At 59.3% G+C, this 13,757-nt stretch carries 14 protein-coding genes and 2 tRNA genes; 2 read left to right on the top strand and 14 right to left on the bottom strand.

All coding sequences use genetic code 11. The features are described 5' to 3' along the window. Positions 1–8 precede the first annotated feature (8 nt). Positions 9–260, bottom strand: coding sequence for a hypothetical protein (locus ACSMEV_RS01995; RefSeq protein ID WP_459207040.1), 252 nt, complete (start codon positions 258–260; stop codon positions 9–11). 662 nt (positions 261–922) lie between these two features. On the opposite strand from ACSMEV_RS01995, the gene ACSMEV_RS01990 reads away from it, so the two are divergent. Beyond that, positions 923–1,225, top strand: coding sequence for a DUF2442 domain-containing protein (locus ACSMEV_RS01990; RefSeq protein WP_459207039.1), 303 nt, complete (start codon positions 923–925; stop codon positions 1,223–1,225). A gap of 325 nt (positions 1,226–1,550) precedes the next feature. On the opposite strand, the gene ACSMEV_RS01985 is transcribed toward ACSMEV_RS01990, so the two are convergent. From ACSMEV_RS01985 to ACSMEV_RS01940, 10 genes are all read right to left on the bottom strand, one after another. Continuing rightward, positions 1,551–2,177, bottom strand: a complete 627-nt coding sequence (locus tag ACSMEV_RS01985) for an RloB family protein (protein ID WP_459207038.1) — start codon at positions 2,175–2,177, stop codon at positions 1,551–1,553. Positions 2,178–2,179: 2 nt separating this feature from the next. Continuing rightward, on the bottom strand, positions 2,180–3,436 hold the full coding sequence (locus tag ACSMEV_RS01980; protein ID WP_459207037.1) for an AAA family ATPase: 1,257 nt from the start codon (positions 3,434–3,436) through the stop codon (positions 2,180–2,182). A gap of 516 nt (positions 3,437–3,952) precedes the next feature. Then, positions 3,953–4,564 carry a DUF4145 domain-containing protein gene (locus tag ACSMEV_RS01975; RefSeq protein ID WP_459207036.1) on the bottom strand — a complete coding sequence of 204 codons (612 nt, stop codon included), beginning with the start codon at positions 4,562–4,564 and terminating at the stop codon, positions 3,953–3,955. Positions 4,565–4,673: 109 nt separating this feature from the next. Then, positions 4,674–4,749 (bottom strand) — tRNA-Thr (locus tag ACSMEV_RS01970). 98 nt (positions 4,750–4,847) lie between these two features. Next, positions 4,848–5,093: a hypothetical protein gene (locus ACSMEV_RS01965; RefSeq protein WP_459207035.1), complete on the bottom strand. Its 246-nt coding sequence runs from the start codon at positions 5,091–5,093 to the stop codon at positions 4,848–4,850. A gap of 360 nt (positions 5,094–5,453) precedes the next feature. Next, positions 5,454–6,668, bottom strand: coding sequence for a methyltransferase (locus tag ACSMEV_RS01960; protein ID WP_459207034.1), 1,215 nt, complete (start codon positions 6,666–6,668; stop codon positions 5,454–5,456). A gap of 288 nt (positions 6,669–6,956) precedes the next feature. Further along, positions 6,957–7,646, bottom strand: coding sequence for an ABC transporter permease (locus ACSMEV_RS01955; protein WP_296266467.1), 690 nt, complete (start codon positions 7,644–7,646; stop codon positions 6,957–6,959). Then, entirely contained in the window at positions 7,643–8,338 is a 696-nt protein-coding gene (locus ACSMEV_RS01950) for an ABC transporter permease (RefSeq protein ID WP_459207033.1), read from the bottom strand. The genes ACSMEV_RS01955 and ACSMEV_RS01950 overlap by 4 nt, the downstream gene beginning before the upstream one ends. Before the next feature lie 54 nt (positions 8,339–8,392). After that, positions 8,393–9,148 carry an ABC transporter substrate-binding protein gene (locus ACSMEV_RS01945; protein ID WP_296266464.1) on the bottom strand — a complete coding sequence of 252 codons (756 nt, stop codon included), beginning with the start codon at positions 9,146–9,148 and terminating at the stop codon, positions 8,393–8,395. 11 nt (positions 9,149–9,159) lie between these two features. After that, on the bottom strand, positions 9,160–9,933 hold the full coding sequence (locus ACSMEV_RS01940; protein WP_296266462.1) for an ABC transporter ATP-binding protein: 774 nt from the start codon (positions 9,931–9,933) through the stop codon (positions 9,160–9,162). A 606-nt stretch (positions 9,934–10,539) separates the two neighbouring features. Here ACSMEV_RS01940 and gabP point away from each other — a divergent pair. Then, the gene (gabP, locus tag ACSMEV_RS01935; protein WP_459207032.1) at positions 10,540–11,928 is read left to right on the top strand and encodes a GABA permease; all 1,389 of its coding nucleotides are present in this window, start codon (positions 10,540–10,542) and stop codon (positions 11,926–11,928) included. An 84-nt stretch (positions 11,929–12,012) separates the two neighbouring features. On the opposite strand, the gene ACSMEV_RS01930 is transcribed toward gabP, so the two are convergent. The 3 genes from ACSMEV_RS01930 to ACSMEV_RS01920 all read right to left on the bottom strand — a co-directional run bounded on the left by ACSMEV_RS01930 (position 12,013) and on the right by ACSMEV_RS01920 (position 13,720). Continuing rightward, positions 12,013–12,456 carry a hypothetical protein gene (locus ACSMEV_RS01930; RefSeq protein ID WP_296266458.1) on the bottom strand — a complete coding sequence of 148 codons (444 nt, stop codon included), beginning with the start codon at positions 12,454–12,456 and terminating at the stop codon, positions 12,013–12,015. Positions 12,457–12,517: 61 nt separating this feature from the next. Continuing rightward, a complete protein-coding gene (ppk2, locus tag ACSMEV_RS01925; protein WP_459207031.1) occupies positions 12,518–13,486 on the bottom strand; it encodes a polyphosphate kinase 2 in 969 nt (322 codons plus the stop codon). 158 nt (positions 13,487–13,644) lie between these two features. After that, a tRNA-Phe gene (locus ACSMEV_RS01920) sits at positions 13,645–13,720 on the bottom strand. Positions 13,721–13,757 lie beyond the last annotated feature (37 nt).

Genomic DNA, 13,757 nt, shown 5'->3' with positions numbered 1-13,757 from the left:
GGCACTGCTCAATCATGAGGTAGGGCGCTGTTCTCGTGGCTGGAGTCGAGCCGTTCGGCTTCCAGCAGCTTGGTGCATTCCTCTCCTACCAGCCTGCCAATGATCCTCACTGCGTGATGGATGCCAGCTACGTGTCTGGAACTCAGGCTCAGTGAATCGTCCGATTCCAAAGCGTCGTCATGGTCGACGAGGGTTTCGCCTAATAATTCCAGGGTCCATCCGTAAGTTTGCAGCTTGGTGAAACGATCTCGGTCAGCCATGGGCATACCGCCTGTGCAACGTGGACTGCGTTTGCGTTTGACCGATGGCAAAGGGCTGGGTGGGTGGAACACTGACCCAGTGGCGGCGAACGGATGCGCGGTTCTTGCTCAAACTGCCTGTCAGCATGCATGAGGCTCCAAGTTTCTTGTCAGGAGCTGCGACCGTCCTTCCTACGGGATTGGGTGGCAGCTGTGTGTGGGGTAGGAATACCGGGAAACTTGGAACCCGGCCAGGCCGAAGCCTGCCCACACACAGCCGCCATGACACGAATCGGCGGGCATGAAAAAAGCGCCAGCCGAGGTGATGGGGCGCCTAGTGCGTGCGCCAAGTTTACCAGCAGGTTCCTACACCTGACCGCAGGATTGACTGCGGTTGGGGGAATTTATTGGTTGGTGGGGGTGGGTGCAAGGGGTGGGGTTGTGGGATGGGGCTTAATAGTTTGTAGGATTGGACCTACGCGGGAGTATCAGTTTTTTGTGTGCGCTGGTAACGGCAAGCCGATATCAGGATCATGGCAGGCAGGGGCGTAAGGCACGCATCATCTCTTCGGGCACCTGACGGGGCATAGAATAGTAGCCACCCCGCATGGTCTAGCCTCGGATCAGACGTGTTAGACGTCTTATTAAACTGATTTGCTTGAGCAGTGGATCAAATGACACTGATGAAACGTCCTCGTCTAAAGGCTGTGCGACCGCTACTTGGGGCCAGCCTTTCGCTTACTTTCACCAATGGCCAGCATTTTATCTTGAACATGAGCGACGTGCTTGAGGGGTATCCGGGGCTGGCGCTGCTGTCTAAGCAAGAAGCGTTTGAGGGCGCTGTATTGGGTAGTGGAGGATGGTTTGTGGAGTGGCCGGCGTTGGATATTCAGATTGGTGCTGACACCTTATTGCTGGATGCGCTTACTCAAATCGTGCCGGATGAGAATTTGTCTTCATCCACTGGCGCCGGCGGAATTGGATGAACTCTGAGCAAGCTACCGAGGTTTCTGAAGCGGGCCTTGCAGCTAAAACAAAAAGCCCATCTTTTGGTGAGCTCCTTCGCCGAATCGCGGTATGGCACCAGGAGGTCGAACCCGGGACCTAATGATTACAAGGCATCTGCTCACGTGCGACCTCGCGGTCTGGCAGGCACATCCGGTGGCCTTGACCGATGAAGAGGCCGCAACCACCATCGCTGATCTTCGCGAGATGCATCGTCGTCTAAGTCTAGCTTGCAATTTTTTTCACAAAACCCGTCAGATGGCGGGCTCTGTGAATTCGCTTATAGATAGTTGAAAAATCAGATATTCATTTCGGGCTAGGTTTAGATAGCTTCTCAATTTCATTTATCAATAAGTGTATCTCGGTACTCGGATTAAGCTCTTGATTTTTTATGGCGTCGGCTAGCACTCGCGGCGCTTGAAGCCTCGCCATCTCAAATGGTTCGCCTAGTAACTGGCTGAAATACTTAGTGTTGGCTGATTTTTCATAGTCTTCCATTCCAGATTTCTTCTTTAGTTCCGAGCTTACGCAGTCAGCGGCAGACCGTTTTCCAGCGCGCATGAAAGGTTTCCGGGTATAGCCAAAATGTAAAAGCAGCCATATCTCGAAGCACGGATAAGAAGCAATAACCTGAATCTTCTCATGACGTTTTGCGAGAAGTAAAGCATCGTCAAAGCTTTCATGTGTGTCGCGATCGATAGCGCAATATACCCGATCGTAGTTTTTTTGTTTTGAAACTGCCTCCTCAACAATACCTAAGGGATGAGTTAAGCCGCAATGCGCTACTTGTACCTTCGCATTCGACCGAAAGTGAACAGTTGCGTCCTCTAAGTAACTTTTTCCGGACTTTGAGTCCTCACAAAGGATCAGTACAGTGGCAATCTGCTTGAAGCGAGGGTCGCGTCGATTAAAGGATTTAGCATCGCGTGCCATGATTAACGCCTCCTAAGGATCGGGAGGCCTCGATACCGACCCTCAAAATAACGCTTTTCCATGTCTTCACTGTCTCGACCATCGAAATCGTGAACGGAAAACATTATTGTCGCACCGTTTTCATCACGTTCAGTCAACCAGAATTGATCTCTACGCATGCGCTTGGTATTCATTAGATGAGTATCATGCGTTGTAAAAATTAATTGTGCGCCACTGCTTTTTTCTAAATGGCGTTGAACCAAATTCTCAACTATTTTGGGGTGAAGGCTACTGTCTAATTCATCAACAACAATCAGAGACTCTGAGTTTTCTTGTTCAAGTAAGGTCCACGGAAGCCAAAATCCCATTAGGCTCCTCGTGCCGCCGGATTCCTCTCTAAAGTCAAACTCGGCATCGCCTAGTGCCGTTGTATGAGTTAGAACCGTTCTGGAATCCTGTTCGATTGCACGAACATGTTCGGTGAATTCACTTTCAGGACCGAGCTTGTCAGAGGAATCATTCTTCGACTCGAATCGGATATCAGTCACGGGAACGTCTATATCTTGAAGAAAGTTCTGGAGATATTTTTTGTATCCCTCGTTAGCTTTGATCATTGAGCGCGCCATGACTGCCCAGTTACGCATGGAGCCCTGATTGATACAGATACTGCCTCTTCCAAACCAATTAAGCGCGGGTCGAAGTTGGTTCATATCCTCGCTGCTATTAGCAACAGCTTGACTCAAAAACATTCTCCGAGGCGCGGTGAGGCGTCTCCATGCTTGGTGAACGACCTGCCCGCCTTCTAATGTAGGACCGAACTCGTATACTTCACCTGTTTCTGAAGAATAATTACGAGAATAGTAAAGCGTTTCCTTGCCGCGAGGATAAGCAGTTAGAGATTCATGAATAATCCTCTCAGGGGTCACTGACAGACACAGCTGATAACGTAGTCCCTTCGACACATAGTTGTATTCAAATTCGCTCGGCTGGTCCTCTAGATCAGGATCAAAGCGGAATGGTTGGATAGGCAAAAGGACGTCGTCTGAAGCAGTTAATGAAATAATATTTGATACAACGCCCATTGCCATGACGAGACTCGATTTTCCCGATGCATTTGGCCCATACACAGCAGCAACCTTAAGGAGACTGGGTAGGTTCTCGCCTTCCACGTTCGGTTTGAATACGTTCTCTTTCTTCCCTAGCCGCGATGCAGCGACCATGGACAGTGTCTGGCGATTCCGAAATGATCGGAAATTTCTCACAGAAAATTCGATTAGCATGCAGAAGCTCCGCAGATAAGGCTGCTTTGGCTACACGATAGCGCGTTTGAAGTAGAATAGCTGCAGATTTTCTGCAGATGGCCGCTTCCACCCACTCATCTCCTCGACGGGTTCGGTCATTTTTTAAAACATATTTAAGGAAAAAGAGCAGATGGAAAAGAGCACTCATCCCCTCCCGCCGACGCAGTTTTCGTCGTGAATTTGTGCAAACTAGGGGGCAGCGCAAACCATGCTCCAAGCCGCGCCATTACTGGGACTACTGGGCGCTTGCAGGCCGGCGGCGACTGCACGCTGTAAAAAAATGAAAGGTTGTGAAAGAGAATGTGCCGCATCGGCAGGCAGTCGTAAGACTAAGAAATTCGATCTGACAAATCTGACAGGCTTTTGAGTGGTCAGCCTAAATTTTCGTTTGCTACGCGCAGGGGGGCGTATTGTGCTACACGCATACACCGCGATGGTCCTAAAACTTTGGCTATGACTAGGCGGTGAGGCTGCGGATACATCGGCCCCAATGGTTCAGGCCTTACCGGCTTGGGTCTGCTCTCGACCCCTGTGGACGCGGCTGGGGAGTACGAAAAGGAATTGTCCTAATGCCTGGACAAACTCAATCATCCGTTGCGCATCAGCAGTATCAGGGAGTTCTGCCTCCTCATCTGCATGCCGCTGATCGTTGGCTTCCAGACGAACCTCATGGGCCCAATGTGCCATTTCTTGCGTGATCAGGTGCTGCTCAGCCGCCTGTTTGATGCGGCCATACAGCTTGCCTTGCTTGAGGCCGATCTCTTTGAGCATGGCGTCTACTGAGGAGGCGCAAAGCATTGCAGCACCAGCCGGTGCATGAATGCTGCTGATAGCTTGCGCAAGAAACATCTTCGCTCGCTCAGGAATCGCCTCATCAACAGACTGAGGCTTTGGCCATATCTCGCTAACGACTGTAGAGCCGCCGCCAAGATTCGGGGCCTCTGTCAGCACAACTCCCCCACAGGACTGGCATGAGTAACCAACCCAGATGCGGCGAATTCGTCCAGTACTATCCTCAGTAACTGTGGACATATCATTTAACAGGTGAGGCGCCGCCACATTGCAGTGGGGGCAGCGATCCAGCAGCAATACCTTTCCCTGCAGCATGTATTTCCTCGCTGTGTCCCGATGGCCAGGACGTCCTCGCTGTTACGTCACTTGTTACGCAAGCGACCAAAAAAAAAGGCCTGCATTCGCTGCAAGCCTTTGTTTTATATGGTGCCGGCACCAGGAATCGAACCCGGGACCTACTGATTACAAGTCAGTTGCTCTACCAGCTGAGCTATACCGGCAATGGGGCGTCATTATAGCCATCGCGGGGCGGGTGTAAACCACTTCCTCGCATTCCGGCGAAATTAACCTAACCCCGCGTTAGAAAAGGAGAATTTTCTTACCAGTCGGCGCGTTGCTTGGTGACGCTTGGCTCGGGTTTGGCCGGGTTGAAGAAGAGCTTGTTGTTGTCGCAGCCGCGCTTGCGGCAAGGCTCGAAGTCTTGCGGTAGGCCGCGCTTGTCGCCTAGCTGCATGGTGGGCACGGGCCAGTCAGCCGAGGTGCCGGGGTTGTGAGGCGCCGGGGCAGCGCAGGCGGTGAGCAGAAGGGCGAACAGGGGGAGCGCGAGGGCTTTGAGAGTAGTCACGGTGGCGGTTCTTCAAACGATAGCGGGAATGGCGGCGATTTTACGGTGTTTTGCCCGGCCTTTGCAGGGCTTCGCGACATTTTGTGCGCGTAATCGTTTCTTTTGTATTCAGACTATTTCAACCAATCTTTAGGCTTTTTTGACGTATCGCCTGCCCTTGTTATTCACAAGGGGTGTGCCAAAGTTACGCACATCGCGTGCCGTTGGTCGCAAGCAGCCGATGCTGCTCAAGTGACTGATTTTACTCATCTAAAACTGAAATTTTCGCTAGCAAGCCACTCGAAAAATCGACACGCGCAATAAATCCGCCATTTTTCATCACAAGCTTTTGCACAGACTTATCCACAGGCTCGGTTGTGTCTAACGCTCGGCAAGTACCATCAGGTTTCTTGGCGTCAGGCCGTACTCACAGAAATTTCCTACCCGCACGCGATAGTGGTTCTGCTCCAAAAACAACGCTCGATCCAACACCAGCCACAGCTCTAGCGGCCGCCGGAACAGGTTGCGCACCCGTTCCAGATTGCGCACCTGGGCCAGACGCTGCCAGCCGGCGGCTTCCAAGGCCGTCCAATCGGCTCCACCTGTAAGGGCCACGCCCTTGAGCGCGGCCAAATCCTGGCAGTACTCGGCGAAGGGTTTGTGCAGCCATTCGACCGGCAACGAAGGCGTCGGCAGGTACTCGTCGACGCCACGCTGCTCGCGCTGCAACAGGTCGAACGCCAAACGCCGGCTCATGGACGCATCCCGCTGCCGTCGTACGCGCGCGCTGGCGGTGACGGCCTCGCTGAGGGGCAGGGCGAGGTCGTCGAGGCTCAGGGCCAATGGGCTGGCTTGTGCGGGCGCGGAGATCGGCTGGTAGCGCTGGCCGGCGATGCGGTTGTAGCAGCACGGCGCGATGGCGATCTGTGGGCAACCACGTTCGTTGGCCAGGTGCAGCAGGCGTATGTGCAGGTCGCCGCAGGCGTGTAGGGCGACCACGCTGGCCTCGTCGGAAAGTTGTGCTGCGCAGTCGGGGGCCATGACGTCTTGGTGGCGGTGCTCGGCCGCCAATCGGTGGTGGGTGCTCAGTGCGAGGCCGGCCTCTACCAGGGCGGGGTCGTATTCCAGGCAGGTCAGGCGTTGGCCGGGTTGCAGCAGGCGGCGGCCGAGGTGGCCTTTGCCGGAGCACCAGTCGACCCAGTGGGTCGGCGTGATGCGGTAGTCGAGACGGCGGCCGAAGGCTTCGATCTGCTGCCATTTGCGGCCGGGGACGTTGACGTCGAGGCGGGGGATGGCGGGGGGGAGGCCGATGTCGGGGAGGTTGGGGGTGTGGGAGAGTTGGCGGGCTTCGTCGGCCCATTGGGGGAATGGGGTGGGTGGTTGTGAAGCGTCTGGGTCAGTTTCGGCGGCTTCGGCCTGTGCCAGGGTGCGTTGGCGTAGGTGGTTGGCCAAGGCTGGGTGATCGGTTTCCCAGGGGAGTTGCAGGTGGTGGAAGGGGCGGGGGCGCCATAGTGCTTGGTGGCGTACCAGGAAGCGGTCCAGGGCTTGGAAGCGGGTGAGGAGTTGGGGGCCTTGGAGGGTTTGGAGGGTGGTCATGGGGTGTCTGAAAAGGCCTAGGGCGGTGGGGTGCCAGCTTACTGCGATGGGCCACAGTGTGGCTCAGATGAACAATATCGCGGTAAGACGGGGCGGAAGGTGTTGGCAGGGTTAGGGCCGCTTTGCGGCCCATCGCGGCTGAAGCCGCTCCCACAGGGGGGCGTGAGTTGTGCCCCAAAAGTGAAGCGATGCCCAACATTTGGGGAGCCACTCAAGGGACTTGTGAGCCGCCTGCCGGGAGGCTAAGGGCAGGGACCCACGCAGGCTATGGACCAGGCGCAGACCAGCTCACCGCCCCTGACACGCATCCACCCGCAACCACCGCTCCAGCACCTTGAACCCCTGCACCAGCACGAACGAGATCACCAGGTAGAACACCCCCGCCGCGAAGAAGATCTCCACCGGCAGGTACGTCCGCGCGATGATCGTGCGCGCCATGCCGGTCAGCTCCAACAGCGTCACCGTACTGGCCAGCGCGCTGGCCTTGAGCATCAGGATCACTTCGTTGCTGTACGCCGGCAGGCCGATCCGGGCCGCGCGCGGCAGCAGGATGTAGTACATGGCCTTGGCCTTGGACATGCCCAGCGCCCGTGCCGCTTCCACCTCGCCCCGTGGGATGGCCTGCAAGGCCCCGCGCAGGATCTCGGCGATGTAGGCCGCGGTGTGCAGGGTCATGGTCAGCACGGTGCACCAGAACGGATCGCGCAGGTACGGCCACAAGGCGCTGTGGCGCACAGCGTCGAACTGCGCCAGGCCGTAGTAGACCAGGAACAGCTGCACCAGCAGCGGCGTGCCGCGGAAGAAGAAGATGTAGCCGTAGGGCAGCGCGCGCAGCCAGGGTTTGTGCGAAGCGCGGGCGATGCCCATGGGAATCGCCAGGATCAACCCGGCGACCACCGCGATGGCCACCAGCTCCAGGGTCAGCAGTGCGCCGTCGGCCAGGCGCGGCAGGTACTTGATGATCACATCCCAGTTCATTGCCCGGCCCTCATGAAGCCGCGAGCGGCGCGTTTTTCCAGGAAATGCATGCCGGTCATGGCCACCACGGTCAAGGCCAGGTACATGCAGGCGGCGACCATGTAGAAGGTGAACGGCTCCTTGGTCACGGTCACGCCGATCTGCGCGTGGCGCATGATCTCTTCCAGGCCGATCACCGACACCAGCGCGGTGTCCTTCATCAGGATCATGAACAGGTTGCCCAGCCCCGGCAGAGCGATGCGCCACATCTGCGGCAGGATGATGCGCGAGAGGATGCGCCCGCGCGACAGGCCCAAGGCCAGGCCCGCTTCGCGGTGACCCTTGGGGATGGCCAGGATGGCGCCGCGGAACACTTCCGTGGCGTAGGCGCCGAAGCACAGGCCCAGGGCGATCACGCCGGCGGCGAAGGCGCTCAGCTCCAGGCCCGGCATGTTCAGGGCTTCGCCCAGACGGCTGACCAGGTTGACGGTGCCGAAGTAGATCAGCAGCACCCAGAGCAGTTCGGGTACGCCGCGGACCAGGGTCGAGTAGGCGCCGCCCAGCCATTGCAGGGGCTTGGCGGGGGAGGTCTTGGCCAGGGCGCCGAGCAGGCCGAGCACCAGGCCCAGCAGCAGCGCGCAAAGCGCGAGTTTTACGGTCATCAGCATGCCAGCCAGCAGGGCCGGGCCGAATCCGTGCAAGTCGATATTCATGGGCAGGTGCTTTCCAGATACCCGCGCGCCCTCAGGCGCGCAGGTCGGGGAGGATCATTCGATGCTGAACGGGAAGTACTTGTCGTTGATCTTCTTGTAGGTGCCGTCGGCCTTGATTTCCTTCAGCGCGGCGTTCAGGTCGTTGCGCAGACGATCGTCGCCCTTGCGCACGGCGATGCCGATCTTGTCGCTTTCTTCCACCGGCTCGCCTTTGAACTCGAAGCCTTGGCCTTCCTTGCCCTTGAGCCACTCGTACTGCACGTACTTGTCGGCCAGGATGCCGTCGATGCGCCCGGCGACCAGGTCGAGGTAGGCGTTTTCCTGGGTGTCGTAGAGTTTCACTTCGACGTCGCTGCCGTAGTGGTCTTCCAGCCAGGTGCCGGCCAGGGTGGCGCGCTGGGTGCCGATCACCTTGCCCTTGAGCGAGGCTTTGTCGGTCTTGAAGTCGACGCCTTTGGGGGCGATGAACTGCAGCTTGTTGGAGTAGTAGGGGTCGGTGAAGTCGACGGCCACCTTGCGCTCGTCGGTGATCGACAGCGACGACACCAGGAAGTCGAACTTCTTGGCGTTCAGGGCGGGGATGATGCCGTCCCAGTCGGAGGTGACGACCGAGCACTCGACCTTCATCTTGGCGCACAGGGCGTCGCCGATGTCCTTGTCGAAGCCCACCACGTTGCCGCTGGCGTCCTTGTTGTTGAACGGCGGATAGGCCGCTTCGATACCCATGCGCAGTTTTTCCGCGGCCATGGCGTTGGCGGAGAAGACCAGCGTGGCGGCAGCGGCCAGGAGGAATTTCTTGTAGGTCTGCATGTGTTGCTCCGTTAGCGGTGGCTGGACATGAATTGCTTGCAACGCGCCGAGGTCGGGTTCTCGAAGACCTGCTGCGGCGATCCTTGCTCTTCTACCAGGCCGTGGTGCAGGAAGACGACTTCACTGGACACCTGGCGGGCGAAATTCATTTCGTGGGTCACCAGCAGCATGGTGCGGCCTTCGTCGGCCAATGCGCGAATGACACTAAGCACTTCCTGGACCATTTCCGGATCGAGCGCCGAAGTCGGCTCGTCGAACAGGATGACCTTGGGCTTCATGGCCAGGGTGCGGGCGATCGCGGCGCGTTGCTGCTGGCCGCCGGAGAGCTGCGCGGGGTAGCTGTGGCGCTTGTCGTAGATGCCGACCTTGTTCAGCAGCGCTTCGGCTGCTTCCACCGCCTCGGCCTTGCTCTGGCCGAGCACGCGGCGCGGGGCTTCGGTGATGTTGTCGAGCACCGACATGTGCGGCCACAGGTTGAAGTTCTGGAAGACGAAGCCGATCTCGCTGCGCAGGCGGTTGATCTGGCGGTTGTCGGCGGCGATCAGGTCGCCGTTCTTGGCGGCCTTGAGCTTGAGCGATTCGCCGGCCAGGAGGATCTCACCCTGGTGCGGGTGCTCCAGCAGGTTGATGCAGCGCAGCAGCGTCGACTTGCCGGAGCCGGACGAGCCAAGAATCGAGATGACGTCGCCGTCGCGGGCGGTCAAGGAGATGCCCTTGAGAATCTCCTGGTCGCCGTAGCGTTTGTGCAGGTTGCGGATTTCCAGCGCGGGCGTGGCCTGAGCCATGTGCGGTCCTCATGTGTTCGGGTGCAGTCCCAGCTGTTTGGCGGCCTTCCGGGCCTGCGCAACGCTAGCATGTGGCGCTGTGACAGCCAACCAGGGTGCGGGGGACGAAGCGCGTCGGCGCGGCAGTGTGTCGCATCGTTGCAGCGGACTGTCGCGAGGATGACCGCCACGGTGCGGCCGACGGCTCGGCCTCGACGAAAAAAGGCGCGATGTTGCCAGTTTTGGCCAGGCCTGTGAAGCGCTTTGATACCGGGTGGTACCCATACCTGATCGTGGATGCTCGGAGGGTTGCAACCTGCGGTTGCTCCCCTGTGCCGCCTTTCGGTGCGGTGGTGTTACCAAGGGGCACCTTTGGTGCAGTTGTAAGTGGGTATTTCTGTAATCCCAACGGTTTACGTGGATTTGAGGGGCTTTCGGTCATTCCATGGCCGAAGCCCGGTAAACCGGGGGTGGCCGCAGGTTCCACGATGTCGCAGGCGCACGAATGCGTGCGTTGGCCCGCTTATTGCCCCTTGCACCTCAACCGAACACGGCTGCGCCTAAATCGCACAGAGCGCTTGGCGTTCTCCAGGTTCGAGTTGGTCCACTCCTTACAAAGGTAGTTTTATGAGCGGTAAGCACAATTCCAACGACCTCGCTCAGGGGCTCAAGCAACGGCATGTGACCATGCTGTCGATCGCCGGCGTCATCGGCGCCGGTCTGTTCGTCGGCTCCGGCCACGCCATCGCAGCGGCAGGCCCTGCGGTGCTGCTGTCCTACGCGGCGGCCGGCACGCTGGTGATCCTGGTCATGCGCATGCTCGGCGAGATGGCCATCGCCTCGCCCGACACCGGGTCGTTCTCGACCTACGCCGACCGCTCCATCGGCCGCTGGGCCGGCTTCACCATCGGCTGGCTGTACTGGTGGTTCTGGGTATTGGTGATTCCTTTGGAGGCCAACGCTGCGGCGGCGATCCTGCATGCCTGGTTCCCGGCCGTCGAGCTGTGGATGTTCTCGCTGCTGATCACCCTGGCCCTGACCGGCACCAACCTGTTCAGCGTGAAGAACTACGGCGAGTTCGAGTTCTGGTTCGCCCTGCTCAAGGTGTTGGCGATCATCGCCTTCATCGTCGTCGGCTGCGTGGCCATGTTCGGCCTGGTGCCGGACAGCCAGGTCAGTGGCGTCAGCCATCTGTTCGACACCCAGGGCTTCATGCCCAACGGCCTGGGCGCGGTGCTCGCGGCCATGCTGACGACCATGTTCTCGTTCATGGGTACCGAGATCGTCACCATCGCGGCGGCCGAATCGAAAGACCCAGGCAAGCAGATCACCCGCGCCACCAACTCGGTGATCTGGCGGATCTGCCTGTTCTACCTGGTGTCGATCTTCCTGGTCGTGGCCCTGGTGCCGTGGAACGACCCGGCGCTGGCCGAAACCGGTTCCTACCAGACCGTGCTCAGCCGCATCGGTGTGCCGAACGCCAAGCTGATCGTCGACATCGTGGTGCTGATCGCCGTGACCAGCTGCCTGAACTCGGCGCTGTACACCTCCTCGCGCATGCTCTTCTCGCTGAGCAAGCGCGGCGACGCCCCGGCCGTCGCGCAACGCACCACCCGTGCCGGTACGCCGCACTGGGCCGTGCTGCTGTCGACCGCCGCGGCCTTCCTGACCGTATTCGCCAACTTCGTGGCGCCGGCGCAGGTGTTCGAGTTCCTGCTGGCCAGCTCCGGGGCCATCGCCTTGCTGGTGTACCTGGTGATCGCCGTGTCGCAACTGCGCATGCGCAGCCAGCGCGAAGCACGCGGCGAGCGCATCGAGTTCAAGATGTGGCTGTTTCCTGGCCTGACCTGGCTGACCATCGCGTTCATCGTCGCGGTGCTGGTGGTGATGGCGCTGCGTGAGGACCACCGCGCCGAGATCATCGCCACGGCGTTGCTGAGCATTGGCGTGGTGGCGGCGGGGTTGCTGCTGCACCGCAAGCGTGGCGTGGCGGGCAAGGCAGTGATGGAGCGCTGATTCGCCAGCGTGTGAGCACAAAGAAAATGCAAAGGCCGCGTCCCGTGAGGGGCGCGGCCTTTTCGTTGGGCGGCCCTGGCGGCCTTAGCCAAACTGCTTCTGCTGTTGCTGCAAGCGCGCCACCCCTTCCGAGGCTTCCACATACGCCGCCTGGAACTCGTCGCTCTCCAGCCAGGCCATGGTGGTGTCGGCATCGGTGCCGTCCAGCCAGTCGCGGTAAGCGGTGAAGACCATGACGATGTAGTCGGTGGCGTGCTCTTCCTTGTGGCCCTTGAGCACCAGCGCCAGCAAGGGGTCGACCAGGAACACCGAGATCATCGGCACCAGGCCGTCCTGCTGGGCGGCCTTCATCTTCTCGAACAGCGCATCGTAGCTGCCCGAATCCATGGCCTTGGTGTACACCTGCTCGACGCTGGCGCTGTCGCCGCTGCTGGCCTTGACCGCCTGGCCGCTGCGCACCATGCGGTTCTGCTTGGCCTTGCTGGCGGCGCGCTTGGCGCGTTTCTGTTGTTTGCTGGAGGTGGCCATCGGGCGAATCCTTAAGGGGCGGGCGTGAGGGCGCGTATTGAAGCGCAGCGTCTGCGCGGATTCAACCTGCCGTCGTCGGTGTTTCGTCCTCTTCGAAGCCCCGCGAGGCGCGGCCGACCAGCAGTGGATCGGGCGCGTGGGCCACGCCGAGGTCTTTGTCGGGATAGTCCAGCGAATGCAGGAAGTGGCGGATGCAGTTGATCCGCGCGCGCTTCTTGTCGTCGGACTTGACCACCGTCCAGGGCGCATCGGCGGTATCGGTGTGGAAGAACATGGCCTGCTTGGCGGCGGTGTAGTCGTCCCACTTGTCCAGCGACTTGATGTCGATGGGCGAGAGCTTCCAGTGCTTGAGCGGGTCGTCGCGGCGCGAGATGAAGCGGCGCAGCTGTTCTTCGCGGTTCACCGAGAACCAGTACTTGAACAGCAGCACGCCGCTGTTGCACAGCATGCGTTCCAGTTCCGGGGCCTGGCGCATGAACTCCAGGTACTGCGGCGGGGTGCAGAAGTCCATTACCCGTTCGACGCCGGCGCGGTTGTACCAGGAGCGGTCGAAGAACACCATTTCCCCGGCCGTGGGCAGGTGCTGGATATAGCGCTGGAAGTACCACTGGCCCTTTTCCTGACCGGAGGGCTTCTCCAGCGCCACGATCCGCGCACCACGCGGGTTGAGGTGTTCCATGAAGCGCTTGATGGTGCCGCCTTTGCCCGCCGCGTCACGGCCCTCGAACAGGATCACCACGCGCTGCCCGGTTTCCTTGACCCAGTTCTGTACCTTGAGCAGTTCGATCTGCAGGGCGTGCTTGGCTTTCTCGTACTCGGCGCGGCGCAGGCGCGTGCGGTAGGGGTAGTTGGCGGGCAGGCGCGCAGAGCTGCTGTCTTCGTTGCTGCCCTTGCGCGCCGTGGCGACTTCCAGGGCGGTGGGTTGCTGGCTGACCTGGGTGATGGTGGCGTCGGGCTTGCGCTGGCGTGGGCGGCGTGTGCGCGGTGTAGCAGGGAGAGGGGATTGGCTGGGGGTAGCTTCATCGCTCATGTAGGGTCCTCGTACGGGCAGGGTGGACCTGACAGTCTAGGGACGTGCGATTGATGGCCATATGACATCGATCAAGAAAATCGAGACAACAAAAAACCCGCACTAGGCGGGTTTCTTGTGTCGCTTCGAGTGACGTTGGAACCACCAGAAGCTGAAGGTGGTGCCCAGAGACGGAGTCGAACCGCCGACACGAGGATTTTCAATCCTCTGCTCTACCGACTGAGCTATCTGGGCGACGGGGCGAATTAAAAAGGTTTTCAGAGGAGGCGTC

Source organism: Pseudomonas sp. MLB6B (genome assembly GCF_054508135.1).
This window is presented reverse-complemented; position numbering and strand designations above follow the sequence as displayed.

Coding starts and splice junctions, on each gene's coding strand:
- ACSMEV_RS01955 (WP_296266467.1), bottom strand. CDS start 7,646: ATGAACTGGGATGTGATCATCAAGTACCTGCCGCGCCTGGCCGACGGC.
- ACSMEV_RS01980 (WP_459207037.1), bottom strand. CDS start 3,436: ATGCTAATCGAATTTTCTGTGAGAAATTTCCGATCATTTCGGAATCGC.
- ACSMEV_RS01995 (WP_459207040.1), bottom strand. CDS start 260: ATGGCTGACCGAGATCGTTTCACCAAGCTGCAAACTTACGGATGGACC.
- gabP (WP_459207032.1), top strand. CDS start 10,540: ATGAGCGGTAAGCACAATTCCAACGACCTCGCTCAGGGGCTCAAGCAA.
- ACSMEV_RS01960 (WP_459207034.1), bottom strand. CDS start 6,668: ATGACCACCCTCCAAACCCTCCAAGGCCCCCAACTCCTCACCCGCTTC.
- ACSMEV_RS01985 (WP_459207038.1), bottom strand. CDS start 2,177: ATGGCACGCGATGCTAAATCCTTTAATCGACGCGACCCTCGCTTCAAG.
- ACSMEV_RS01940 (WP_296266462.1), bottom strand. CDS start 9,933: ATGGCTCAGGCCACGCCCGCGCTGGAAATCCGCAACCTGCACAAACGC.
- ACSMEV_RS01950 (WP_459207033.1), bottom strand. CDS start 8,338: ATGAATATCGACTTGCACGGATTCGGCCCGGCCCTGCTGGCTGGCATG.
- ACSMEV_RS01945 (WP_296266464.1), bottom strand. CDS start 9,148: ATGCAGACCTACAAGAAATTCCTCCTGGCCGCTGCCGCCACGCTGGTC.
- ACSMEV_RS01990 (WP_459207039.1), top strand. CDS start 923: ATGAAACGTCCTCGTCTAAAGGCTGTGCGACCGCTACTTGGGGCCAGC.
- ACSMEV_RS01930 (WP_296266458.1), bottom strand. CDS start 12,456: ATGGCCACCTCCAGCAAACAACAGAAACGCGCCAAGCGCGCCGCCAGC.
- ACSMEV_RS01975 (WP_459207036.1), bottom strand. CDS start 4,564: ATGCTGCAGGGAAAGGTATTGCTGCTGGATCGCTGCCCCCACTGCAAT.
- ppk2 (WP_459207031.1), bottom strand. CDS start 13,486: ATGAGCGATGAAGCTACCCCCAGCCAATCCCCTCTCCCTGCTACACCG.